Here is a 23,439-nt window from a genome sequence, read left to right on the forward strand (position 1 = left end):
TCTGCTGTCCGCCGTTACGGGGTTTCCGTGTTCGGCGGGGGCGTGGGCGCCCCCGGCAGCCGTACCGTCGCCAGTGTGCCGCCGCCCTCGGCGCGGGTCAGGGTGACCTCGCCGCCCCCCTGCTGGACCGTGCGCGCGACGATGGAGAGGCCGAGGCCGGAGCCCGGGAGGGCACGGGCGCCGGGGGAGCGCCAGAAGCGGTCGAAGACGTGGGGGAGTTCGTCCTCGGCGATGCCGGGGCCGTGGTCGCGGACGCGCAGGACGCCCTGGTCGAGGGACACGTCGATGGTCCCGCCGGAGGGGCTGAACTTCACCGCGTTGTCGAGGATGTTGACCACGGCACGCTCCAGTGCGGAGGGCTCCGCCCGTACGTACCAGGGCCGGACGTCCGCCGTGATCTTCAGTTCGGGGCCGCGCAGCCGGGCCCGGCGCAGGGCGGCCTCCACGCTGTCGTGGAAGGCGACCACCTGGACGCGTTCGCCGCGCTGGCCCTCGGAGCGGGACAGCTCCTGGAGGTCGCCGATCAGCGACGCCAGCTCCGTCATCTGTGCCTTCACCGAGGCGAGCAGGGCCAGGCGGTCCGCGGTGGGCAGCGGCCGGCCGGTCTCCTCGCTGCGGGTGAGCAGTTCGATGTTGGTGCGCAGCGAGGTCAGCGGGGTGCGGAGTTCGTGCCCGGCGTCCGCGATGAGCTGCTGCTGCAACTCGCGGGATCCGGCGAGGGACTTGGTCATCGAGTTGAAGGAGCGGGACAGCCGGGCGATCTCGTCGTCGCTCTCCTCGTCCACGGGGATCCGGATGCCCAGGTCCTCCGTCCTCGCCACGTGCTCGACGGCCTCGGTGAGCCGGTCGACCGGGCGCAGTCCCGCGCGGGCGACGGCGAGGCCTGCCGCTCCGGCGCCGACGACCCCGATGCCGGAGACCGCGAGCAGGACCAGCGCGAGGTCCTTGAGCGTGGACTCGGTGCTCTTCAGCGGGATGGCCGTCATCGTGCCGTAACTGGTGACGCCGCCGGTGACCGGATCGTGGGAGATCCACGGTCTGGTCATCACGCGCACCCGGTTGCCGTCCTGGTCGGTGCCGTTGCGGAACAGGGCCTCGTCACCGCTGCGGAGCACGTCCTTGTCGGCCTGGGTGACGTTGATCCGGCCCACCGAGGTCGGGAAGAGGCAGGTGGTGCCGTCCTCGTCGATCGCCTGGGAGTACGTGCTCGTGTAACTGGGGGTGTTCCGTGGGGTCTGGGTGCAGTCGGCCAGTGTCTCCTTGAGCAGGTCGAACTGCTGGCTCAGGGGGGCTCCCCGGACGAACGGCAACTTGCGCAGGTCGCTGTTCAGCTGCTCGTACAGCTTCCCCTGCACGATGAACCAGCAGGTCACCGCCACCGCCGCCACCGCGAACGCCACGGCTGCCGCGACCAGTGCCGAGAGTCGGGCGCGGATCGGCAGGGTCCGGTACCGGCGGGCCAGCCGTCTCACTCCGCGCCGCCCTGCCTCAGTACGTACCCCACACCCCGCACGGTGTGCACGAGCCGCGGCTCGCCGCCCGCCTCGGTCTTGCGGCGCAGGTACATGACGTACACGTCCAGGGAGTTGGAGGACGGCTCGAAGTCGAAGCCCCAGACAGCCTTGAGGATCTGTTCCCGGGTGAGGACCTGGCGCGGGTGCGCCAGGAACATCTCCAGGAGGGTGAACTCGGTGCGGGTCAGTTCCACCTCGCGCCCGCCGCGCGTGACCTCACGTGTCGTGACGTCCATGCGCAGGTCGCCGAAGGCGAGGATCTCGTCCTGGCCGCCCGCCTCGGCCGACGGGTAGGAGCTGCGCCGCAGCAGTGCGCGGATACGGGCGAACAGCTCGTCCAGCTCGAACGGTTTGACCAGGTAGTCGTCCGCGCCGGCGTCGAGGCCGGTGACGCGGTCGCCGACGGTGTCGCGGGCCGTCAGCATCAGGATCGGGGTCGTCTCGCCGGTGCCGCGGATGCGGCGGGCGGCGGTCAGGCCGTCCATCCGGGGCATCTGCACGTCCAGGACGACCAGGTCGGGCCGGTAGGCGGTGGTCTTCTCCAGCGCGTCCGCGCCGTCGACGGCGACCTCGGTGTCGTACCCCTCGAAGGCGAGGCTGCGCTGGAGCGCTTCGCGTACTGCGGGCTCGTCGTCGACGATCAGGATGCGCTGGGTTTCACGGTCGCCATCGGCGTGGCTCATCGCTCGCGATTCCTCGGGGTGCGGTCGGGTTCGGGGCTTTCTCAGCGTCGCACGTTTCCGGGCCGTGGGGTGCGAGCGGTCAGCAGCCGCGTACCGCCGTCAGCCGCTTCAGCGGAACCTTGTGGCGGTGCGGGCGGGCCGCGGGCATCCGCAGGCCCATCATCTGGGGGGCCGTGATCTCGGGGAGCCGTACCGGCGCGGGCGGGGTGTGGAGCTCGCCGGCGACCTGGAGGGCGAGGGCGAAGTCGCCGGGGCGGTTGCCCGTCGCCCGGTGGGAAACCCGCTTGATCTGCGTGACCTGCTCGATCTGCTTGATCATGACGTACTCCCTACTGTCCGCACGCCCGAGGCGTGTCAGCGGCCGTGTCAGCTGGTGGTACCGGTGCCGCCCGCCCGCAGCTTCGCCAGGTCGGACTTGACGGTGTTGATCGGGATCGCGAAGCCGAGGCCGACGCTGCCCGCGTCCGAGGAGGACCCGGAGGAGTCGGCGGCGGCCGAGTACATCGCGGAGTTGATGCCGACGATGCGTCCCGCGGCGTCGATCAGGGCGCCGCCCGAGTTGCCGGGGTTGAGGGACGCGTCGGTCTGGATCGCCTTGTAGGTCGTGGTGGAGGATCCGGTGTCGCCGTTGAACTGGCGGCCGCCGAACTCGAACGGCCACCGGCCGTCACCGCCGCCGGGTCCCTGGCCCTGGTTCTGGCTCTGGCTCTGGCTCTCGTCCGTCGAGACGGTCACGTCACGGCTGAGCGCCGAGACGATGCCGCTGGTGACGGTTCCGGTCAGGCCCTCGGGCGAGCCGATCGCCACGACCGAGTCGCCGACCTGGACCGAGTCGGAGTCGCCGAGCGTCGCGGCCTTCAGCCCGGAGGCGTTCCGCAGCTTGATGAGCGCGAGGTCCTTGGAGCTGTCGGTGCCGACGACGTCGGCGGTGTAGGTCTTGCCATTGCTGGTCCTCACCTTGATCGAGGAGGAGCCGGAGACGACGTGGTTGTTGGTGACGACCTCGCCGCCGCTGCTGATGATCACACCGGAGCCGGTCGACGAGCCGCTCGGCAGTGTCGCGCTGATCTCGACCACGCTCGGGCTGACCGCGGAGGCGATGGCGGCGACGTCGCCCTTCTTGCTGGACGGCACCACGTTCGTGCTGGTGCTGCTGGCGGTGACGGTGTCCGCCCTGGTCAGTTCCTGGAAGGCGTACGCCGTGCCGCCGCCCACGGCCGCCGCGACGATCGCCACCGCGGCGAGCAGGGATATCGGGCCTCGGGGGCGCTTGACCCGCCGGGTGGGCGCCGGTGCGTCGGGTGAGGGTACGGAGGTCGTGTACGGCTGCTCGTACGTCTCCTGTGCGTACGACGCCTGCTCATGCGTCCGCCCGTACGTATGTTCGTACGACGGCGAGTGCGACGGAGGGGGCGGCCACTCGGGGTTCACCGGAGCGCCCCGGGGGTTCTCGTCGTACTCGCCGCTGCGGCGGAAGGTCTCGGTCATGCCATAGAGCATTTCCCGCAACCATGAGAGCTTCCTGAGCCCTCCCTGAGAACCCCGGCAGAACCTCGCCTCTCAGTGATTTCTCATCTACGGCCGGTTACTCACAGCCGCAGGACCTGCGGACCACCAGCTGCGACGGGAAGGTCTTCAGCCGCTCCCGCCGGGACCCGGGTACCCGCAGACCGTCGTCGAGTACGAGGTCCACGGCCTCCCGCGCCATCGCCGAACGGTCCGATGCGATCGTCGTCAGCGGCGGGTCGGCCAGCGCCGCCTCCTTGATGTCGTCGAACGCGGCCACCGCCAGTTCCCCGGGCACGTCGATGCGCAGCTCGCGCGCCGCGCGCAGCAGGCCGATCGCCTGGTCGTCGGTGGAGCAGAAGACCGCGGGCGGCCGGTCCGGGCCGGAGAGTAGCTCCAGGGCGACCCGGTACGCGTCGTAGCGGTTGTACGGCGCCTCGAACAGCCGGCCCTCGGTCGGGATCCGGGCCTCCTCCATCGCCCGGCGCCAGCCCTCGACGTGGTCGGAGACCGGGTCGCCGACGGCGGGGGTCTCGGCGGTGCCGCCCAGACAGGCCACGTACTCGTAGCCGTGCTCCAGCAGATGGCGCACGGCGACCTGGGCGCCGCCCAGGTCGTCCGTGACCACGGCGACGTCGTCGATGGCCTCGGGGCGCTCGTGCAGCAGTACCACCCGGGCGTCCCAGGCGTCGATCTCCGCGGCGGCGAGGTCGTTGAGTGCGTGGCTGACCAGGATCAGGCCCGCCACGCGCATGCCGAGGAAGGCGCGCAGATAGTGGACCTCGCGTTCGCTGACGTAGTCGGTGTTGCCGACGAGAACCATCTTGCCGCGCTCGGACGCCGCCTGCTCGACGGCGTGGGCCATCTCCCCGAAGAAGGGCTGGCGGGCGTCCGGGATGATCAGACCTATCAGGTCGGTGCGCCGCGACGCCATGGCCTGGGCGACCCGGTCCGGCCGGTACCCCAGCTCCTTGATCGCGGCGAGGACACGCTCGCGCGTGGCCGGGGCAACCGGCCGGGGTCCGTTGTTGATGACATAACTGACCACGGCGGTGGAGGTTCCCGCGAGCCGCGCCACATCATCCCGAGTCACCTTGGGCACGCGCGGAGTCTACGCGGATTGACCCGCTCTGGGCAGGGCGTTCCGTGGTTTGTCTGTGCGGACGCAATGGGTCGCGATGCGGCGGCGACCCATTGCGCGGGCCCGCGTCACGCGTCCGCGTGGATCTCCGCCGGGTCGTGGGCGGCCGCCGTGTCCGATGCGCCGGCGTTCTCCGGCTTCGGCTGGCCGGTTCCGGCACCGGTACCGGCCGCGGCCTTGGCCTTGGCCTTCGCCTCGTCCGTGGTGCGGTCGCCCTTCTCGGGGGTGACGAAGCGGTAGCCGACGTTGCGGACGGTGCCGATCAGGGACTCGTGCTCGGGGCCCAGCTTGGCGCGCAGCCGTCGTACGTGGACGTCCACGGTCCGGGTGCCGCCGAAGTAGTCGTATCCCCAGACCTCCTGGAGGAGCTGCGCGCGCGTGAAGACGCGGCCGGGGTGCTGGGCGAGGTACTTCAGGAGTTCGAACTCCTTGAAGGTGAGGTCCAGGACCCGGCCCTTCAGCTTGGCGGAGTAGGTCGCCTCGTCCACCGACAGGTCGCCGTTGCGGATCTCCATGGGGGAGTCGTCGTTGACGATCTGCTGCCGTCCCATGGCCAGCCGCAGCCGCGCCTCCACCTCGGCCGGTCCTGCGGTGTCGAGCAGTACGTCGTCGATGCCCCAGTCGGCGGTGACGGCGGCGAGACCGCCCTCGGTCACGACCAGGATCAGCGGGCAGCCGGGCCCGGTGGACCGCAGGAGCTGGCACAGGCTGCGGACCTGAGGCAGGTCGCGGCGCCCGTCGATCAGGATCACGTCGGCGCCCGGCGTGTCGACCAGCGCGGGCCCCTCCGCCGGAGCCACCCGTACGTTGTGCAGGAGCAGCCCGAGGGCCGGCAGCACCTCCGTCGACGGCTGGAGGGCGTTGGTCAGGAGCAGCAGAGAACTCATACGTCTGGTTCCTCCTCGGTCCCCGCGAGGACGTTTGCGGTACTTCGACCCTGGCTCTGCGATCTTCCGAAAGCACAAAAGGACCCGGGGGCTGCGCTGCCCGAGTCCTCTGCCCAGCAGAATAGCCGACATGAGTAACGGTCCGGCGGGTCAAACCGCACGTTCCACCGTTCGTCCGAATCCCGAGACGGATGCACGTACACCTATGCGGACGTTTCTGTACACGGCCGACGGGGTCGCCATCGATTCCGTATACGACCCGGGGACGGCCGTATACGACGCGAGCCCGGGCCCCGCCTTCGTGGTCGCCCACGGCTTCACCGGCGACGTCGACCGGCCGCACGTCCGCCGCGCCGCCGCCGCGCTCGCCCGCCACGGTGCCGTCGTGACCTTCTCCTTCCGGGGCCACGGTGCCTCCGGCGGCCGTTCCACGGTCGGCGACCGGGAGGTGCTCGACCTCGCGGCGGCGGTGGCGTGGGCGCGGGAACTCGGGCACCCGCGCGTGGTGACCGTCGGCTTCTCCATGGGCGGCTCGGTGGTGCTGCGGCACGCGGCGCTGCACCGGGGAGTCGACGCCGTGGTCTCGGTGAGCGCCCCGGCCCGCTGGTACTACCGGGGCACGGCGCCCATGCGGCGGCTGCACTGGCTGGTGACCCGCCCGGAGGGCCGGCTGATCGGCCGCTACGGCCTGCGCACCCGCATCCACCACCGGGACTGGGACCCGGTCCCGCTGTCCCCCGTCGAAGCGGTCCCGCGCATAGCCCCGGCCCCCCTGCTGGTCGTACACGGCGACCGGGACGCCTACTTCCCGCTCGACCACCCCCGGATGCTGGCCGACGCGGCCGGTGACCACGGCGAACTCTGGCTGGAGCCCGGGATGGGCCACGCCGAGAACGCGGCGGACGACGCCCTGCTGGCCCGGATCGGTGACTGGGCGGCGGCCCGCGCGGGCTAGCCTGACCGTGTTGAAGGACGAACAGAGGGACGAGATGGCAAAGGTCACGGTGCGCTACTGGGCGGCCGCGAAGGCCGCGGCCGGGGTCGCCGAGGAGCCGTACGACGCGGTGACCCTCGCCGATGCGCTGGCCGAGGTCCGCGAGCGGCACCCCGGTGAGCTGGCGCGCGTGCTGCTCCGATGCTCGTTCCTCGTCGACGGTGACCCCGTGGGAACGCGCGGTCATGAGACGGTACGGCTGACCGAGGGCGGCACGGTCGAGGTGCTCCCGCCGTTCGCAGGAGGGTGACTGATGACCGACGAGCCGTACCAGCCACAACAGCAGCCGCAGCAGCCGTACGACGGCTATCAGGGGTATCACCAGGACCCCTACCAGCAGCAGTACCAGTACCAGCAGCAGGCGCAGCAGCACCAGCAGGCGCAGCAGCCCTGGCCCGGTGCCGAGCAGCAGCAGTACACGCAGCAGTGGCAGGGCCAGACGTGGGAGACGCAGAACCACGCGGCGCAGGTGTCACCGGCGCACGGCTATCCGCAGCCGCAGTCACCGCAGCCGCAGCCCGCTCCCGTGCGGACGGCGCGGCCCGAGCAGGCCCTGCTGGAGGAAGAGCCCACCTACGGCCCCGCCACCCTGGGCGGCAACTCCCGCGTCACCGACGCACAGCGCGCCCGCATCGAGGGCCGCTCCCCGGTCATCGAGCCCGGGATGCAGCCGGCGGCGCTCACCGCGCTGCTCGGGCTGCTGCTCGCCGTGACCGCGCCGGTCGGCTCGTACGCCCTGGCCGTCCCGCTGGTGCTGCTCCAGGCCGTCACGGCGGCTGGCTGGTTCCGGCTGAACGGCATGTGGCCCGCCCGGCAGGGCATCGCGCTGGCCTTCCTGGGCGCGCTCGTCTCGGACGTCGCCCTGCTCGCGGCGGGACGCGAGAACGCACCCGCGGCGATCCTCGGCACCCTCGGAGTGTGGGTGCTGCTCTGTCTGGTCCTCCAGCTCCGCTCGCAGGCGGACCCCGACGAGCGCATGTACGGCCTGATGGCGACGGCCGCCGCGTCGGCGCTGGCGATCATCGCGACCGGATTCCTGGGTGCCGAGCCGCACGCGGTGTCGGTCGGCGCCGCCGCGGTGGCGGTCGCGGTCCTCGCCCGGGCGCTGCCCCTCCCGACGCCGGCCTCGGTGACCGTGGCGGTGCTCGCGGCGGCGGGTGCGGGCATCGCCGTCGGCAACGTGACGGACATCGGCTCGCGCGGCGCGCTGCTCGGCGCCGCCGCGGCGGTCTGCGCGCTCATCGGCCACCGGGTCGCGAGCTACGACTTCCCGTCCCGCTTCGTGCACTTCACGGCCGGTGTGGCCCTGCCGCTCGCGGCGGCGGCTCCGGCGGTGTGGATGCTGGGGCGCGCCCTGGGCTGACCCGGGCACGCGGTGAGGTGCTCCCGGCTCACGTCACAGGTGATCGACAATTTTCGGGCGGCCGTACCCCACGGGGTTAGCGTTGTGGGAATCGCTGAGAACAGCGGAGCCAACGCTGAGCAGCAGCTGGGAAGAACTCTCGGCTGGAGCCGTCGAACCGGGGGAAACCACACATGCGCGCCCTGCGAATATGCCTGATCATCGTCGCGGTCCTGGGCGGTCTGTTCGTGCTCGCCGACCGTGTCGCCGTCTACTTCGCCGAGGGCGAGGCCGCCGACAAGCTGAAGGCGACGCAGAACCTCGCCGGGACGCCGGACGTGTCGATTCACGGGTTCCCGTTCCTCACACAGGTCGCTGGCGGCTCGCTGGACGACGTCGAGGTCGGCATCAAGGACTACGAGGCGGCCACCGGGAACGGCACGGAGAAGATCCGTATCGACAACCTGACGGCTCATATGAAGGGCGTCGAGTTCTCCGGCGACTACAGCTCCGCCACCGCGGACACCGCCACCGGCACCGCGACCATCGCGTACGACGAGCTCCTGAAGACCACCAAGTCGGCTCCCACCCGGATCGCCCCCGGCGTCAGCGCCCGCATCGTCGGCCTGTCCGACGGCGGCAACGGCAAGATCAAGGTCGCGCTGGAGGCTACGGTCCTCGGCGCCAAGGTGCCGCAGCCGGTCTCCGTGCTCAGCTCGGTCAGCGTCCAGGGCGACCACGTCAAGGTGAACGCCGACAACCTGCCCAGCATCGGCGGCGTCGACATCGCCGAGGACCGCATCCGGTCGGTCACCGACTTCCGGCAGGTCATCGACCAGCTGCCCGGTGACATCAAGCTGGACAAGGTGCAGGCGGCGCCGGACGGCGTGGAGATCACGGTGAAGGGGACGAACGTCAAGCTGGCGGGATGAGCGCCGGTTCCGGGCCCCGTCCGCTGAGCGAGACGTTCACGTCCGTACCGTAGATGCGGTGGCGATCGGAGCAGCCCGGGAGCCGTCCGGCACGGCACCGGCCCGTATCCGGTCCCACATCGCGGACGATCGCATCTCAGCATGCGACACACCGGTGACACGCCGGGTAGTCGGTCCTTACGATCGAGCGCATGAAGCGACAGGCGGATCTCACAAAGCGGCGGGCAGTGGACCTGTGCCGCGTTGCCGCCATGCTCTGTCGCCCCTTCTGAAGCGGAAGCGCCCTTCTCGGCGCTCCGTATCCCCAGCCGCCCAGCTCAGGGCACTCGTGCACCGCTCCCGGACGGAAGTTCCGGAAGTCGCGCGCACCCCTCACACTTCGCACGCCCCGCCGCACCTGCCCCGGAGGAGAAAGAGCATGAGCCGCAGCGACGTCCTGGTCGACGCCGACTGGCTCCAGGATCACCTGGACGACCCGACCATCGCCATCGTCGAGGTGGACGAGGACACGTCCGCCTACGAGAAGAACCACATCCGGGGCGCCATCCGGATCGACTGGACCAAGGACCTTCAGGACCCGGTCCGCCGTGACTTCATCGACCAGGAAGGCTTCGAGAAGCTCCTGTCGAAGAAGGGCATCGCCAACGACACCCTGGTGATCCTCTACGGCGGCAACAACAACTGGTTCGCGTCCTACGCCTACTGGTACTTCAAGCTGTACGGCCACGAGAACGTCAAGCTCCTCGACGGCGGCCGCAAGAAGTGGGAGCTGGACGCCCGCGAGCTGGCCGACGGCGGCGACCTGCCCGAGCGCGCGACGACCGACTACAAGGCCAAGGCGCAGGACACCTCGATCCGTGCCTTCCGCGACGACGTCGTGGCGGCCATCGGCGCCCAGAACCTGGTCGACGTACGCTCGCCCGACGAGTTCTCCGGCAAGCTGCTCGCCCCGGCCCACCTGCCGCAGGAGCAGTCGCAGCGCCCCGGTCACGTCCCGAGCGCCCGCAACATCCCGTGGTCGAAGAACGCCAACGACGACGGCACCTTCAAGTCGGACGACGAGCTGAAGGAGCTGTACGCCCAGGAGGACGTCGACCTGGCCAAGGACACCATCGCCTACTGCCGCATCGGTGAGCGCTCCGCGCTGACCTGGTTCGTGCTGCACGAGCTGCTCGGCGTCCAGAACGTCAAGAACTACGACGGCTCCTGGACCGAGTACGGCTCCCTGGTGGGCGTGCCGATCGAGCTCGGCGCGGCGAAGTAACTCCTCTACGGCCTGTACGGAAGGAAAACCATGTGTGGAGCGAAGGCCGGCGGCCCCGACGCCTCGACGATCAAGCCCGGTGAGACCACGATCCAGGGCCACGTGACCCGCGACGGCGAGCCGGTGACCGGTTACGTGCGTCTGCTCGACTCGACCGGCGAGTTCACCGCGGAGGTCCCGACCTCCGCCACCGGACAGTTCCGCTTCTACGCGGCCGAGGGCACCTGGACCGTGCGCGCGCTGGTGCCCGGCGGCACCGCCGACCGCACGGTCGTCGCCCAGCAGGGCGGACTGGCCGAGGTGGCGATCGCGGTCTGACGAGTTCCCCCCACGGGCAGGGGCCGCACCCACCGGGTTGGACACCTGGGGTGCGGCCCTTCGCCGTGTCCGGGACACGGACCTACTCTGGAGTCATGTACGCGCGGCGGCGTCACATCTACTTCGCCATGATGGGCACCTGCGTCGGCCTGTTCGTCCTGGCCTGGGCGGTCGTGCGCCTGTGGTCGGTTCCGGCGGCGGTGGGCATGTGCGTCGTGGCCATGGTCATCCCGCCGCTGGCCGCGATCGTCGCGAACCGGCGGGGCCCCGACGACCGCTGGTGGGACGACCCGTCCGGGGACCCGAAGTCCGACGAGTGGTGGGACGAGCTGGACGGCAAGAAGCGCCCCCGGCAGGATCCGAAGGAAAGGCCGTAGGGGGACGAAGGAGAGGCCTTGGGGCTGCCCGAGGAAAAGGCGTCGGGGCTGCCTCAGGCCTGGTCGGGGCTGCCTCAGGCCTGTCGGACGCCCACGGTGTCGGGAAGGCCGTCGTCGTGGGTGTCGGCCAGCAGCTCGGCGAGGCTGAAGTGGGCCTCCTCGCTGGTGAACCGGTTGGTGACGCGCACGAAGTAGCGGTGCTCGGAGACGCGGAAGACCTCTCTTCTCTGACGCCGCCGCCCTGCCTCGGTGGTCGCCTCGGCGAAGGTGTCGACCGCGTGCAGCAGCGCGGCCAGGGCTTCGGCCCGCGTCCCGTCGAGCTCGCGGTGCACGGTGTACCGGAAGGCCTCGGCCTCCCCGGAAGCCCGCATGACGGCCCATCGGGTCATCAGTAGACCAGCGCCTGGGTGCCGTCGCCGAGTGCCTCCTGCACGAAGACCTGCGCACCGGCGATCCGTACGCCCTCGATGACGTCCTTCTCCGTGATGTCCCGGCGCGCCGCGCACTGGGTGCACAGGGTGATCCGGCCGCCCGCGAGCACCGCGTCGAGCAGTCCGGGCAGCGGGGCCGCGTGGGGCAGCTCGAACTCGGCGGCCCGTCCCGGAAGCGCGAACCAGGCCGACTCCCCGGTCAGCCACAGCGACACATCCACACCGCTGGCCACGGCCACCGCCGCCACGGTGAACGCCTGCGAACAGCGCTCGGGGGCGTCCGCCCCGGCCGTCACCTTGATCACGAGCTTCTTCGCCATGCCCGAATGGTAGTCCGAACAACCCTCCAGTCCCGGAACGGCACCGCGCCCGCCGGGCGTCACGCACGGTACTCCCCGACCTGGTCGGTGGCGGTGTCGTAGAGCAGGGTGGGAGAAGCAGGTTGAGGCGCGGGAGCTGCTTCTGTCGGACGGTGCCCCGCAGTTCCGCACGATCATCTCCGAAGCGGTGCTCCGCAGCCCGCTTCGGAGCACCGTTGGCGGCGGTCGGTGGCGGCGGGCTCCGGGGCCGACCGGGGCGCAGACCCGAGCGGCGTACCTCGCGGTGAGGCGGGGGTGTGCGCCGCGTAAGCTGGGACGCGGCTCTGTGTACCCACCCTCGCCGAGGAGCACCCTGTGGAGATCTTCTTCGAAACCCTGCTGGTCCTGGTCTGCGTCGGCGTGCTCGCCTTCGCCGGTCTGACCGTGAAGAAGCTGTACCAGGGCCAGCGCTGACCACGTCAAGGAAATCGGCTAGGAACCGCCACTCATGATCGAGATCCCGTCCGACCTCCACAAGGACCTCGTCCCGCTCGTCTTCCTGCTCGGCAACTGGGCCGGCGCTGGCGTGCACGACTTCCCGGGCTCCGAGAAGTGCAACTTCGGGCAGGAGGTCTCGTTCAGCCACGACGGGCGGGACTTCCTGGAGTACCACTCGCACACGTGGGTGCTGGACAACGACGGGAACAAGGTCCGCCCGCTGGAGTCGGAGTCCGGCTTCTGGCGGATCGACGCGAACCGCAAGGTCGAGGTCACGATGACCCGCGACGACGGCGTGATCGAGATCTGGTACGGCGAGCTGGCCGACAAGAAGCCGCAGATCGACCTGGTCACCGACGCGGTGGCGCGTACGGCGGCCTCGCAGCCGTACACCGGCGGCAAGCGTCTGTACGGCTATGTGAAGAGCGACCTGATGTGGGTCGGCGAGAAGCAGACCCCCGAGGTGGAGCTCCGCCCCTACATGTCGGCCCACCTGAAGAAGGTCGTCACCCCCGAAGACGTCGAACGCTGGGCCAAGGCCCTCCCGGACGACATGCCTGACGACGGCATCGCGTTCTTCAAGTAGGGATGCACCTGCCCGGGCGGCGGGGCGGAAGCGGGTCCCTCGGGGGCCGGCCGCCCCGAGTCCGTGGGTCCGTGAGGCCGTAACCGTCGGCCACCCCCTGCCCCGCCCATCCCATGCCTAGACTTGTCCATGTGGTGAGCACCGACTGGAAGAGCGACCTCAGGCAGCGCGGCTACCGGCTGACGCCGCAGCGGCAACTCGTGCTCGAAGCCGTGGACACCCTTGAGCACGCGACGCCCGACGACATCCTCGTGGAAGTGCGGAAGACGGCGTCGGGGGTCAACATCTCCACCGTGTACCGGACGCTGGAGCTGCTGGAGGAGCTCGGGCTCGTCTCGCACGCGCACCTCGGGCACGGGGCGCCGACCTATCACCTGGCCGACCGGCACCACCACATCCACCTGGTGTGCCGGGACTGCCAGAACGTGATCGAGGCGGACACCGAGGTGGCGTCCGAGTTCACGGCCAAGCTGCGCGAGACGTTCGGGTTCGACACGGACATGAAGCACTTTGCGATCTTCGGCCGGTGCGAGGACTGCACGCTCAAGAGTTCAATTACCGAGTCGTAGGCTTACGTATATGAAGAGCCCTCTGCTGTCCCTGCCCGGCGCCGTCCCCGCCGAGGGCGTGGACGAAGGTGTCGCCGCCCACTACGGCGACCTGTTCCGCGAGCAGCGCGCACTCGCCGACGGCACCGGATTCGTCGACCTCTCCCACCGGGGGGTCCTCACCGTCACCGGCGCGGACCGGCTGAGCTGGCTGCACCTGCTGCTCACCCAGCATGTCAGCGAGCTTCCGGTGGGCGAGGCGACCGAGGCGCTGATCCTGTCCGCGAACGGCCACATCGAGCACGCGCTGTACCTGGTGGACGACGGCACGACGGTCTGGGCCCATGTGGAGCCGGGCACCCAGGGCGAGCTGCTCTCGTACCTGGAGTCGATGAAGTTCTTCTACCGGGTCGAGACCGCCGACCGGACCGCCGACTTCGCCGTCGTGCATCTGCCGGCCGGTTCCATCGCGGAGGCCCCGGAGGGTGTCGTCGTACGCGAGACGGCGTACGGCCGTGACCTCTTCCTGCCCCGCGCCGACCTGGAGTCGTACGCCGAGCGGACCGGCCCCGCCGCCGGGCTCCTCGCCTACGAGGCGCTGCGCGTCGAGCGGCACCGGCCCCGCGTCGGCTTCGAGACCGACCACCGCACCATCCCGCACGAGCTGGGCTGGATCGGCACGGCGGTGCACCTCCAGAAGGGCTGCTACCGCGGCCAGGAGACCGTCGCCCGGGTCCAGAACCTGGGCAAGCCCCCGCGCCGCCTGGTCTTCCTCCACCTCGACGGCAGCGACGTCCACCTCCCCGCGCACGGCGCCGAGATCCGCCTGGCGGACGACGGCCCCGACGGCCGCAAGATCGGCTTCGTCACCACTTCCGTGCGCCACCACGAGCTGGGCCCGATCGCGCTGGCCCTGGTCAAGCGCAACGTGCCCGTGGACGCGCCGCTGCTGGTGGGGAACACGGCCGCGGCGCAGGAGACCGTCGTCGAACCCTAGGCGGCAAGGCGTCGAGCCCTGGGCGGCGAGGGGTTCACACCTCGATCAGGACCGTGAACGGGCCGTCGTTCGTCAGCGACACGCGCATGTGCGCGCCGAACCGGCCCGTCGCCACCGTCGCGCCCAGCGCGCGCAGCTGGGCGACCACCTCGTCCACCAGCGGCTCGGCGACATCGCCGGGGGCGGCCGCGTTCCAGGTCGGGCGGCGGCCCTTGCGCGCGTCGCCGTAGAGCGTGAACTGGCTGATGACCAGCAGCGGTGCGTCGATGTCGCTGCACGACCGCTCCTCGTGCAGCATGCGCACGGACCAGAGTTTGCGGGCGAGCTGGGCCGCCTTCTCCTTGGTGTCCTCGTGCGTCACCCCGACCAGGACGCACAGTCCCTCGCCGGTGATCTCGCCCACCGTCTCGCCGTCCACGACGACGCTCGCGCCGTCCACCCTCTGCACCACTGCACGCATGCGGACCATGATGCCCGGGTGCCGCACCCGCGTTCACGGAGGGCCTATTTTTGATCCTTAAGCCCCCATCTGGGGCCGTTCGGGGGCTCTCGGTCACATACTGGCCACTTGGGGTGGCACGATGCTTCCGTACGCCGGTCGAGGGGACGGTTGAGGCACATGAGCACACCGAGCACCGGGCAGCCGACCGGGGCGGTCGCGGACATCCGCGAGGCCGGCTCCGACCCGCACCGCCCGCCCGCGCAGCGCGTCGACAGCGCGCCGCTGCCCGAGGATCCGGCCGAACCCGAGCTGGTCCTGCTGAGCCTGCCGGAGCTGCGCGCGCTGCGCCGGGACGCCCAGCGCGACGAGGCGGACCTCAGTTATGTGCGGCGCCTGTTGCAGGGCCGTATCGACATCCTGCGCGCGGAGCTGTCCCGGCGCGGCCCGGCGGTCCTGGTGACTCCCGCGCACGCTCCGGTGCCGGTGGTCGCCCGGCTGTCGGAGATCCTCACCGACGCCCCGGCCCGGTACCGCTCCTCGGCCCGCCATGTGACGGTCGGTACGCCGCACAGCGAGGAGTACCGGCGCCTGGCCACCGAGATGCTCGCCGAGGTCGAGCTGTCCGACCTCCAGGCGCGCACCGACCTGGAACTGGGCACCGCGATGGGCCGTCTGGTCCGCTACGAGCAGCAGGTCTCCCGCAGCCGCCAGCACCTCCAGCGCACGGCCGACGGCTGCGGCGCCGAGATCGCCCGGCGGTACCGGGACGGCGAGGCGCAGGTGGACGACCTGCTGACGTGAGCCCCGGGAAAATCCTGCGACACCGTTGCCTCGTGGACCTACCGTGACCTCTATGAGCCGCTCCGCCTCAGAGACCTCAGCGACCACAGCGACCTCGGCGGTCTCAGGGACCTCCGAGATCGACGTACGCCCCATCACCGAAGCCGAGTTCGCCGACTGGAACCGTGCCCTGAACACCGGGTTCCTGCGGCAGCCGGTCTCGACGCAGGAGCAGGTGGAGGCGCGCAGAAGCCAGTTCGTGCCCGGCCGGCTGCTCGGCGCGTTCGACGGCGGGCGGTGTGTCGCGACCTTCCGTTCCTTCGACCAGCAGGTCACGGCGGTGGGCGGGGCGTCCGTCCAGGCCGACGCGATCTCCAACGTCACGGTCACCGCCACCCACCGCCGCCGCGGCCTCCTCAGTCGCATGATGAGCCTGGACATCGCCGCCGCGAAGGAGCGCGAGGACGTCCTGGCCACGCTGATCGCCGCCGAGTACCCGATCTACGGCCGCTACGGCTTCGGCCCCGCCACCCACTTCGCCGAGTGGACCGTCGACGTGACCCGCGCCGGTCTGGACCCCCGCTGGTCCGGTCCCGAGGGCGGCGCCCGCATCGACCTGGTGGACGCCGAGGACGTGCGCCGGCTCGGCCCTGAGCTGCACGAGCGGGTGCGCCGCGCGCAGCCCGGTGCCGTCAGCCGGGACGAGGTGTGGTGGAAGACGGCCACGGGAGCCCTGCGCTTCTTCGACGACTGGACCGAGCCCTTCTACGCCGTCCACCGCTCCGCCTCTGGCGAGGTCGAGGGCATGATGAAGTACGTGCCGGACGACACCTGGCACGGCAAGCAGCCGCACAACACGGCGAACGTCCACTGGCTGATCGCGTCGACCCCGGCGGCGGAGCGCGACCTGTGGCACTTCGTGTGCACCATGGACTGGATCACCGAGGTCAAGAGCGGCTGGCGGGCGCCCGACGACCTGCTCCCGCTCTATCTGCCCGACCCGCGGGCGGCCAGGATCACCACACAGACCGACTGGCTGTGGGTGCGGATCCTGGACGTCGTACGGGCCCTGGAGGCGCGGACGTACGGCGGGACGGGCGCGCTGGTGCTGGAGGTCACCGACGAGCAGGGGCTCACCGGCGGCCGCTACCGGCTGGAGGCGTCCCTCGAGGGATCGTCCTGCACCCCGACCGGCGCGGATCCGGAACTGGTCCTCGGGGTCGCCGAGTTGTCCATGCTGTGGCTCGGTGACGAGACGGCGGCACGGCTGGTGGCGCTGGGCCGGGTCCGGGAAGTACGAGCGGGCGCCGCCCGAGTGGCCGACGCCCTGCTGCACACGCCCAGGCGGCCTTGGTGCCCGGACATATTCTGACGGCTCCCTTCTCGCCGGCTGCTGCCTGCCTTCCCGGCTGCCCGTCCGGCTTCCTGTCTGCGGTTCTGTCCGCTGTTCTGTCTCTGATTCCTGTCTTCGGTCGTTGATCCGTAGCGAGCTGTTCGGTTGTGGCTGCGCGTTCAGTTGTGACTGTGCTGGTGTGTTCAGTTGTGACTGTGCCTGTGGTGCCGTTGTGGTTCGTCGCCGGCCGGTCGGCCGCCGGGCTCCCGGCTCCCCTCCGGAAGGAAGCCCGTGCGGCCAACCGCCGGAAAGTCCGGCCATGTTGTTCGAGTTGGCTGCCAACTCAATGGTGTTATCTCCGCCTGGAACCGGCGTATAACCACCTTTCCGTGAACTGCCCGAAGATGGCGGGAAGTTGTAGTGTCATCGTGTGGACCCGGAACACGCCTCCGCCAATGGGCGGAAAAGGTCACAGCGGCCACAGAAGTCACACCGTGAGGTGGCCGACGAGCTGCGCGCCCGGATCGCCTCCGGCGAGCTCAGGGCGGGGGACCGCATGCCCACCCAGGCCAGGCTCGCCGACGAGTTCGGCGTGGAGCGCGGGGCCGTACGGCAGGCGCTGAACATCCTGCACGCGGAGCACCTGCTCACCGGAGTCTCGAAGGGCAGCCCCGCCACAGTCGCCCCGCACCCGGCCCGGTATCCGCTCCCGGCAGGCCCGGGAGCCGCTCCGCAGCCCACCATGGCCGCCCTCGCCCCGCGCACGGCCGCGGCCTTCGCCGCTCCGCACGTAGAGATCGACGCGCTGTGCCTCACCGCCGTCTCGCTCACCCTGGCGATCGGTGAACCGCTGCGCCAGATCCACGCCGGACGGCTGAAACCGGCCAAGGTCGACGTGCGGATCCTGCTGCCGAGCCGGGACATCGACCTGGCCTTCCCGGCGCCGGTGGACGACGCCTCCGCCACCGGTCTGCTGCACCAGCGCTGGCTCGCCCACCGCAACGCGCAGGGCCAGGTGCTGCGGCACAACCTGCTGGCCCTGCGCGCCACACACGGCATCGACGTGCGGGTCTCCTTCCGCGCGCTGCCGTTCACCCCGCCGGTGAAGCTGTACCTGCTCAACGGCGAGGAGGCGCTCTTCGCCTACTACACGCTCTCCAGGCGGGAGCGGATGATCGGCCAGGAGCACCTGGAGATGTACGACGCGGAGGGCACCCGGTCCATGCTGTTCGCCTTCGAGCGGAGCGTCGGGCCGCGGGACGCCGCGTTCGTGGAGCAGTCCCGCGGTTGGTTCGACGCGCTGTGGGAGACGATCAGTTCGGATCTGGTGCTGACCTAGGGCTGCGGGTCCCTGGGGCTGTGGGCCTTCGGGTGATTGGGCCCTAGACCGCCCCGGCGATCAGGACGGCGAGCAGTACGGCCCCGGCGGAGCTGACGGCGGGGCTCTTGGCCTTGATGCCGACGGTGAACAGCAGCAGGCCGACGATGCCGGTGGCGCCGTACTTCCACTGGACGAGCTGCTCGAAGCCGACGACGAACAGCGCGGAGAGGAGGGCGAGAGCAGGCACGTTGATTCCCCCTTCGGGCGGACCGGGCGGTGGCGCCGGGAGGCAAAACTTCCACCAACTCGGCCAAGTTGGTAACCAACTCTGACTATGTTGTCCCCACTTGGCAGCAACGCATAAACAACTTCCGGGCAACTCCCTTTAGATGGATCAAAGTTGTAGCGTTTGGTCGTGACCCAGGAGAACGTGGCAGTGAACGGCGGCAGAAGGCTCACGTCCCAGGAGATCGCCGACACCCTGCGGGAACGCATCCGCGTCGGCGAGCTCAAGGCGGGGGACCGCCTGCCCACCCAGGCCGAACTCGCCGAGGAGTTCGGCGTGGAGCGTGGCGCCGTACGCCAGGCCCTGCGGTCCCTCCAGGCCGACGGCCTCCTCAGCAACGTCAGCAAGGGCAGCCCGCCGCGGATCGCCCAGCCGGAGCCCGGCCCCGACCACCCCCAGCCCACGATGGTCGGCCTCGGTCCCCGGCTCGCCGAGGCCTTCGCGGCGCCCCAGGTGCGGATAGACGCGGTCTGCCTCACAGCCGAGACCCTCATGCTCGCGATGAGCGAGCCCCTGCGCGAGATCCACGCGGGCCGCCTCCACCCCCAGTCCATCGACGTCCGCATCCTGCTGCCGTCCCGGGACATCGACCTGGCCTTCCCGGTTCCGGTCAAGGGACGCGGTGACGACGACCCCGTCCACGAGCGCTGGCTCGCCATGCGCAACGCCCAGGGTCAGGTCCTCCAGTACAACCTGAACGCCCTGCGCGCCACCCATGACATCGACGTCCGGGTCACCTTCCGCGCGCTGCCGTTCACCCCGCCGGTCAAGCTGTACCTGCTGGGCGGGACGGAGGTGCTCTTCGCGTACTACACGGTGACCCGCCGCAAGGAGTCCACCGACAACGGCATGCTGGACATGTACGACGCCCTGGGCTCCAAGTCCCTGCTCTTCTCGTTCGAGAAGCGGCGGGGCCGGCGGGACGAGGCGTTCGTGGAGCAGTCACAGATGTGGTTCGACGCCCTCTGGGAAACCATCACCACGGACCTGACACTCTCCTAGTGACTTCTGATACGAAACAGACCGAACCGGTGACGGAAACGACCGCGCAGGAGCACGAGAGGCTGAGGGAAGCGGTCACACGGGCCCGGGTGATTCTGTGGGACTTCGACGGGCCGGTCTGCCGGCTGTTCGCGGGTCACAAACCCGAGTCGATAGCCCGCCACCTGGTGGACTGGCTGGCCGACCGGGGCCCGGCCGGACTGCTCGACGAGCGGGAACGCCTGACGGAGGACCCGCAGGACGTCCTGCGTGCCGTGGACCGCAGGCGGCCCGGCAGCGAGCTGGTCGCGGAGCTGGAGGAACGTCTCACCGAGGAGGAGCTGCGGGCCTCGGCCACCGCGGCGCCCACCGAGTACGCCGACCGGCTGATCCGCACCTGGACGGCGACCGGCTCCCGGCTCGCCATCACCAGCAACAACTCACCCCAGGTCGTCCGCGCCTATCTCGACGGCCGCGGCCTCACCGGCTGCTTCGCCCCCCACATCTACGGCCGCACCGGCGACGTCCGGCGCCTCAAGCCCGACCCGCACTGCCTCAACCGCGCCCTCGACGCCATGGGCGCCGCGCCCGCCGTCGCCCTGATGATCGGCGACTCCCTCATGGACCTCACCGCCGCGCACACCGCCGGGGTCGAGTTCCTCGGGTACGCGCGCGACGAGGAGAAGCGAGCGCTCCTCCACGAGTCCGGCGCCGACCACGTCGTCACCTCCCTGGAGCCGCTGCTGCGGATGCTGGGGCGTTAGGTCGTCAGGTCGTCAGGTCGTCAGGTCGTTGGGCGGTTGGGCCGTTAGGGCGTTGGGTCGCCGGGTCCTAGCACAGACGTGCGCCACACGAATAGTCGCCGATTCGGATCCGCGGCCCTCCCCAGCGGGTTAGCATTCCGCAACCGTCGCGGCGACGGCTCGGCCGTGACTCCAGCCGCGCCCGCCAGCCTGTCGAAGACCTGTTGATGACTCATGAACAAGCCCTTCCCGTACGGCATTTCCCGCGAGTGATCCCCCGGAGGGACAGTGGGCGCAGCGCCTGCCCCCGACGCCGTGTACCAGGCGTTCCTGGGACATGCCGCTGAACGGGGGCGGCTGAGCGACGGCTTCCACAACCGGAACTACCTGCTGCCGCTGACCGACGCGGTTGCCCGGCTGGTCGGCCGTCGGCCGGGCACCCCCGTGGTCGTGCGGGTCCGCCGTACCGACGCCCCGCCCGTGGTGATCCGCACCTGGCAGGACGAGCCGTGGATCCTGCGGGCCGTCGGCAGCGTGCTGACCGACGTCCCCCAGTGCCTGGCCCAGGGCGACGGCTACGCCATCCACAGCCATGTGGACGGAGTCCCGCTCGCCGCGGTCTGCCCGGACGGCAAGCCGGTCGAGGGCCCGCTGCTGAGGGACCTGGCCGGGCTGCTCGCCCGCCCCACCCGGGTACGCCGGGCCGCGCTGCCGCCCCTGCCCCCCTTCTGGCCCCGCAACCACACCGACAGCCAGGGCTTCCTGCGCACGCTGGCCCATCTGGCGGAGACACAGATCCGCCGGCCCAACCTGCCGCGGTTCGGCGGGCTGTTCGCGGCGCTCGGCATTCCGGACGACGCCATGCTCCGGCTGGCCGACCGGGTACCGGCGATGGCGCGGCGGCCGTACGGCCTGCTCCACGGCGACCTGCACCGGGGCAACGTCCTCACCTCACGCGACGGCACCTCGCCGCTGGTCTGCCTGGACTGGGAACTGGCCACCTACGGCGACCCCCTGCATGACCTCGCCGTGCACCTGGTGCGGACCGGCTACCCGGCCGACCAGTACGACGAGGTCGTGGAGGCGTGGGCCGACGCCATGCGCCCGGTCCGTCCCGCCGCGGTGCACGGGGTGACCAGGGACCTGCGCCACTACCTCGCCTTCGAGCGGGCGCAGTCCGTCTACCCCGACATCGTCAGGGCGGCGCGGTCGCTGGAGTGCCCGGGGTCTGCGGGCTCAACGGGGTCGCAGGGGTCGCCGGGCTCGCCGGAGGAATCGTTCGGGCAGGGGAGCAGCCTCGCCGAGGCGACGGCGACCGTGCGCCGCGCGCTGGAGTCGGCGGCCGGGCCGCTGGGACTGCGTCAGGTGCCGGGGGAGCCGGAGATCGAGCGGATCCTGTTCCGCTGGCGGGCGTCCGCGCGATCGGTCGAAGCCCGGCGGCTCGGGTCGCTGTCCGGGACGCTCTCCGGCCCGTTCTCCGTGCCGGCCGCTGTGGCGATCGACTGGGTGCCGGACGAACGGGTCCCGGAGCGAGCCGACTTCGGGCGGTCCGCCGTGGGCGACGCGCTGTACCTGGAGGGCGCCGCCCCGGCCGACCGGGTCTTCAAGGGCACCGCGCATCTCAACACGGTGGTCCGGGTGCCCGGCACGGACTTTCCCGTGGTCATCCGCCGCGAGGTCGCGAACCCGAACCGGCGCGAACGCAGCTTTCTGAGCGAGCACGCCGTACTCGCGGCGATCGAGAAATCGGGTGTGGCGGTGGCCGCGCCACGGGTGCTGGCGCTCGGCGAGAGCCACCCGAAGGACGGCTTCGCTGTCCACACCTACGAGGGCCCGCGCGACCCCGCGCGCAGGCCGGAGCACCCGGTGGACGGTCTGCGCCCGCACGAGGCGGACGGCCTGGTCGACCAGCTCGGCGCCCTGACGGCGGTGGACCACCGACCACTCGACCCGGTCGCGGAGAAGACCGACTTCCACGGCGGGCTGTGCGAGCAGCTCGTGACACTCGTCGCGGGCCTGCCCAGGGAGTCCCAGCAACTGGCCCGCTTCCTCGGTCTGCCCGACGCCCCCCGGCTCCGCGAGATCCTCGCCCGGCAGCGGGTCTCCCGCCGGACACCGGCCCTGCTGCACGGCGACCTCAACCCGTGGAACCTGGTACGCCGGGACGACCGGCTGGCGCTCACCCTCATCGACTGGGAGATGGCGCTGGTCGGCGACCCGCTCTACGACCTGGTCCGGCACATGCATCTGACTCCCACCAAGCCGGACATCCGCGACCGGATGTTCCGCCGCTGGGAGCGGACGCTGCCCGCGGAGTACACCGGGAACTGGCGGCGGGACTCGCACGTGTACCGCTGGATCGAGCTGGTCCGCTCGGCCTACGTCGACCTCGACCGGCTTGTCACGGGGGCGGGCCTGGACGCCCCGAACGTACGCCGGGCGGTGGACTCGTACGCGATGACCCTGGCCGCCGCCACGGCCTCCCTCGGCCTGCCGGTACGACGCGGAGCGAACCCGTACCGCGCGTGGGGGCCGGCGTAGGGCAGCTCCTCCCCGGAGCCGGCCCCGGCGCAGACGGCCTGGCCTGTGGCCGGGAGCCGACCCGGTGACGGATCCTGTCCTGCGATGATCCTCTTCCTCGATGTCGACGGCCCACTGATCCCGTTCGGGGCGGACCGCCTGTTTCCCGTGTACGAGTCGCCCGGCGTTCCCCCGGAGGCCGCCGGGGAGCACCCGCTGCTGTCCCGGATCGACCCCTCGCTGGGCCCGCGGCTGCGCGCGCTGGGCTGCGAGCTGGTGTGGGCCACCACGTGGATGGACGACGCGAACGCCGTCATCTCACCCTGGCTCGGCCTGCCCCCGCTCCCGGTCGTCGAATGGCCCGACGAGGACGAGCCGCCTGCCCTGATGCACTGGAAGACCAGGTCACTGACGGTCTGGGCGGCCGGCCGCCCCTTCGTCTGGCTGGACGACGAGATCACCGAGGCCGACCGCGCCTGGGTCGCCGCACACCACCACGGCCCCGCCCTGCTGCATCGCGTCGAGCACCAGTACGGCATCAGGGACGCGGACCTCACGACGGTGGAGGCGTGGGTGCGGGCGCGGAACCGGGAACAAGCGTCCGGGGGTGCCCAAGGAGTTCCGGGTCCTCCGGACGGGCGTCGGTGACCCGGTCGCGCACGTCGGTGAGGAGCCAGTCCACCAGTTCCGTCCGGTCGACCGGCGAAGAGCGCAGG

The 23,439-nt window shown here is 71.0% G+C and carries 28 protein-coding genes; 18 read left to right on the forward strand and 10 right to left on the reverse strand.

The genetic code is table 11. The features are described 5' to 3' along the window. Window positions 1-14: 14 nt before the first annotated feature. The 6 genes from ACIPK3_RS14365 to ACIPK3_RS14390 form a co-directional block, all read right to left on the reverse strand. Complete coding sequence (locus tag ACIPK3_RS14365) at window positions 15-1,472, reverse strand: sensor histidine kinase (protein WP_402569505.1); 1,458 nt, start codon at window positions 1,470-1,472, stop codon at window positions 15-17. After that, the gene (locus tag ACIPK3_RS14370) at window positions 1,469-2,197 is read right to left on the reverse strand and encodes a response regulator transcription factor (RefSeq protein WP_402569507.1); all 729 of its coding nucleotides are present in this window, start codon (window positions 2,195-2,197) and stop codon (window positions 1,469-1,471) included. Before ACIPK3_RS14370 ends, ACIPK3_RS14365 begins: the two co-directional genes overlap by 4 nt. A 79-nt stretch (window positions 2,198-2,276) precedes the next feature. Then, on the reverse strand, window positions 2,277-2,516 hold the full coding sequence (locus tag ACIPK3_RS14375) for a hypothetical protein (protein WP_402569509.1): 240 nt from the start codon (window positions 2,514-2,516) through the stop codon (window positions 2,277-2,279). A 47-nt stretch (window positions 2,517-2,563) separates the two neighbouring features. Beyond that, on the reverse strand, window positions 2,564-3,685 hold the full coding sequence (locus ACIPK3_RS14380; RefSeq protein ID WP_402569511.1) for a S1C family serine protease: 1,122 nt from the start codon (window positions 3,683-3,685) through the stop codon (window positions 2,564-2,566). Between the two features lie 97 nt (window positions 3,686-3,782). Beyond that, complete coding sequence (locus ACIPK3_RS14385; RefSeq protein WP_402569513.1) at window positions 3,783-4,805, reverse strand: LacI family DNA-binding transcriptional regulator; 1,023 nt, start codon at window positions 4,803-4,805, stop codon at window positions 3,783-3,785. Between the two features lie 107 nt (window positions 4,806-4,912). Then, window positions 4,913-5,731 (reverse strand): response regulator transcription factor, encoded by an 819-nt coding sequence (locus ACIPK3_RS14390; protein WP_402569515.1) that lies wholly within the window; start codon window positions 5,729-5,731, stop codon window positions 4,913-4,915. A 130-nt stretch (window positions 5,732-5,861) separates the two neighbouring features. Here ACIPK3_RS14390 and ACIPK3_RS14395 point away from each other — a divergent pair, with 130 nt between their 5' ends. From ACIPK3_RS14395 to ACIPK3_RS14430, 8 genes are all read left to right on the forward strand, one after another. Continuing rightward, entirely contained in the window at window positions 5,862-6,686 is an 825-nt protein-coding gene (locus tag ACIPK3_RS14395) for an alpha/beta hydrolase (protein ID WP_402569517.1), read from the forward strand. A 34-nt stretch (window positions 6,687-6,720) separates the two neighbouring features. Beyond that, window positions 6,721-6,975: a MoaD/ThiS family protein gene (locus ACIPK3_RS14400; protein ID WP_402570176.1), complete on the forward strand. Its 255-nt coding sequence runs from the start codon at window positions 6,721-6,723 to the stop codon at window positions 6,973-6,975. 3 nt (window positions 6,976-6,978) lie between these two features. Next, window positions 6,979-8,088 (forward strand): hypothetical protein, encoded by a 1,110-nt coding sequence (locus tag ACIPK3_RS14405; RefSeq protein WP_402569519.1) that lies wholly within the window; start codon window positions 6,979-6,981, stop codon window positions 8,086-8,088. Window positions 8,089-8,261: 173 nt separating this feature from the next. After that, a complete protein-coding gene (locus tag ACIPK3_RS14410) occupies window positions 8,262-8,999 on the forward strand; it encodes a DUF2993 domain-containing protein (RefSeq protein ID WP_402569521.1) in 738 nt (245 codons plus the stop codon). A gap of 191 nt (window positions 9,000-9,190) precedes the next feature. Next, complete coding sequence (locus tag ACIPK3_RS14415; RefSeq protein WP_350751515.1) at window positions 9,191-9,271, forward strand: Ms5788A family Cys-rich leader peptide; 81 nt, start codon at window positions 9,191-9,193, stop codon at window positions 9,269-9,271. A 146-nt stretch (window positions 9,272-9,417) separates the two neighbouring features. Next, complete coding sequence (locus tag ACIPK3_RS14420) at window positions 9,418-10,263, forward strand: sulfurtransferase (RefSeq protein WP_402569523.1); 846 nt, start codon at window positions 9,418-9,420, stop codon at window positions 10,261-10,263. A 30-nt stretch (window positions 10,264-10,293) separates the two neighbouring features. Beyond that, complete coding sequence (locus tag ACIPK3_RS14425; protein WP_042174833.1) at window positions 10,294-10,581, forward strand: DUF1416 domain-containing protein; 288 nt, start codon at window positions 10,294-10,296, stop codon at window positions 10,579-10,581. 95 nt (window positions 10,582-10,676) lie between these two features. Next, window positions 10,677-10,958 (forward strand): DUF3099 domain-containing protein, encoded by a 282-nt coding sequence (locus tag ACIPK3_RS14430; protein WP_402569525.1) that lies wholly within the window; start codon window positions 10,677-10,679, stop codon window positions 10,956-10,958. Between the two features lie 74 nt (window positions 10,959-11,032). Here ACIPK3_RS14430 and ACIPK3_RS14435 read toward each other — a convergent pair whose 3' ends face one another. Next, on the reverse strand, window positions 11,033-11,347 hold the full coding sequence (locus ACIPK3_RS14435) for a hypothetical protein (RefSeq protein WP_402569527.1): 315 nt from the start codon (window positions 11,345-11,347) through the stop codon (window positions 11,033-11,035). Further along, a complete protein-coding gene (locus tag ACIPK3_RS14440; RefSeq protein ID WP_402569529.1) occupies window positions 11,347-11,709 on the reverse strand; it encodes a DsrE family protein in 363 nt (120 codons plus the stop codon). The genes ACIPK3_RS14435 and ACIPK3_RS14440 overlap by 1 nt, the downstream gene beginning before the upstream one ends. A 487-nt stretch (window positions 11,710-12,196) precedes the next feature. Here ACIPK3_RS14440 and ACIPK3_RS14445 point away from each other — a divergent pair, with 487 nt between their 5' ends. From ACIPK3_RS14445 to ACIPK3_RS14455, 3 genes are all read left to right on the forward strand, one after another. Then, window positions 12,197-12,772, forward strand: coding sequence for an FABP family protein (locus ACIPK3_RS14445; RefSeq protein WP_402569531.1), 576 nt, complete (start codon window positions 12,197-12,199; stop codon window positions 12,770-12,772). A gap of 131 nt (window positions 12,773-12,903) precedes the next feature. Next, window positions 12,904-13,341, forward strand: a complete 438-nt coding sequence (locus tag ACIPK3_RS14450) for a Fur family transcriptional regulator (protein WP_402569533.1) — start codon at window positions 12,904-12,906, stop codon at window positions 13,339-13,341. 10 nt (window positions 13,342-13,351) lie between these two features. After that, window positions 13,352-14,317 (forward strand): YgfZ/GcvT domain-containing protein, encoded by a 966-nt coding sequence (locus ACIPK3_RS14455; protein WP_402569535.1) that lies wholly within the window; start codon window positions 13,352-13,354, stop codon window positions 14,315-14,317. Between the two features lie 34 nt (window positions 14,318-14,351). Here ACIPK3_RS14455 and dtd read toward each other — a convergent pair whose 3' ends face one another. Beyond that, the gene (dtd, locus tag ACIPK3_RS14460) at window positions 14,352-14,777 is read right to left on the reverse strand and encodes a D-aminoacyl-tRNA deacylase (protein WP_402569537.1); all 426 of its coding nucleotides are present in this window, start codon (window positions 14,775-14,777) and stop codon (window positions 14,352-14,354) included. 159 nt (window positions 14,778-14,936) lie between these two features. Between dtd and ACIPK3_RS14465 the strand changes: the two genes are divergently transcribed. The 3 genes from ACIPK3_RS14465 (at window position 14,937) to ACIPK3_RS14475 (ending at window position 18,211) form a co-directional block, all read left to right on the forward strand. After that, on the forward strand, window positions 14,937-15,560 hold the full coding sequence (locus ACIPK3_RS14465; protein ID WP_402569539.1) for an aerial mycelium formation protein: 624 nt from the start codon (window positions 14,937-14,939) through the stop codon (window positions 15,558-15,560). 52 nt (window positions 15,561-15,612) lie between these two features. Continuing rightward, window positions 15,613-16,911: a GNAT family N-acetyltransferase gene (locus ACIPK3_RS14470; RefSeq protein ID WP_402569541.1), complete on the forward strand. Its 1,299-nt coding sequence runs from the start codon at window positions 15,613-15,615 to the stop codon at window positions 16,909-16,911. A gap of 391 nt (window positions 16,912-17,302) precedes the next feature. Continuing rightward, window positions 17,303-18,211 carry a winged helix-turn-helix domain-containing protein gene (locus ACIPK3_RS14475; RefSeq protein WP_402569543.1) on the forward strand — a complete coding sequence of 303 codons (909 nt, stop codon included), beginning with the start codon at window positions 17,303-17,305 and terminating at the stop codon, window positions 18,209-18,211. Between the two features lie 43 nt (window positions 18,212-18,254). Here the strand turns inward: ACIPK3_RS14475 and ACIPK3_RS14480 are convergent, their stop codons facing one another. Next, entirely contained in the window at window positions 18,255-18,440 is a 186-nt protein-coding gene (locus ACIPK3_RS14480) for a hypothetical protein (RefSeq protein ID WP_402569545.1), read from the reverse strand. Between the two features lie 162 nt (window positions 18,441-18,602). On the opposite strand from ACIPK3_RS14480, the gene ACIPK3_RS14485 reads away from it, so the two are divergent. The 4 genes from ACIPK3_RS14485 to ACIPK3_RS14500 all read left to right on the forward strand — a co-directional run bounded on the left by ACIPK3_RS14485 (window position 18,603) and on the right by ACIPK3_RS14500 (window position 23,371). Further along, window positions 18,603-19,481: a FadR/GntR family transcriptional regulator gene (locus ACIPK3_RS14485; protein ID WP_402569547.1), complete on the forward strand. Its 879-nt coding sequence runs from the start codon at window positions 18,603-18,605 to the stop codon at window positions 19,479-19,481. Window positions 19,482-19,510: 29 nt separating this feature from the next. Beyond that, window positions 19,511-20,224, forward strand: a complete 714-nt coding sequence (locus ACIPK3_RS14490) for an HAD family hydrolase (RefSeq protein WP_402569549.1) — start codon at window positions 19,511-19,513, stop codon at window positions 20,222-20,224. A 267-nt stretch (window positions 20,225-20,491) separates the two neighbouring features. Continuing rightward, the gene (locus ACIPK3_RS14495) at window positions 20,492-22,744 is read left to right on the forward strand and encodes a phosphotransferase family protein (protein ID WP_402569551.1); all 2,253 of its coding nucleotides are present in this window, start codon (window positions 20,492-20,494) and stop codon (window positions 22,742-22,744) included. Between the two features lie 84 nt (window positions 22,745-22,828). After that, window positions 22,829-23,371 carry a hypothetical protein gene (locus ACIPK3_RS14500; protein WP_402569553.1) on the forward strand — a complete coding sequence of 181 codons (543 nt, stop codon included), beginning with the start codon at window positions 22,829-22,831 and terminating at the stop codon, window positions 23,369-23,371. The last annotated feature ends 68 nt before the right edge of the window (window positions 23,372-23,439 follow it).

Origin of the sequence: Streptomyces sp. NPDC086787 (assembly GCF_044745865.1) — a bacterium.
Lineage (GTDB): Bacteria > Actinomycetota > Actinomycetes > Streptomycetales > Streptomycetaceae > Streptomyces.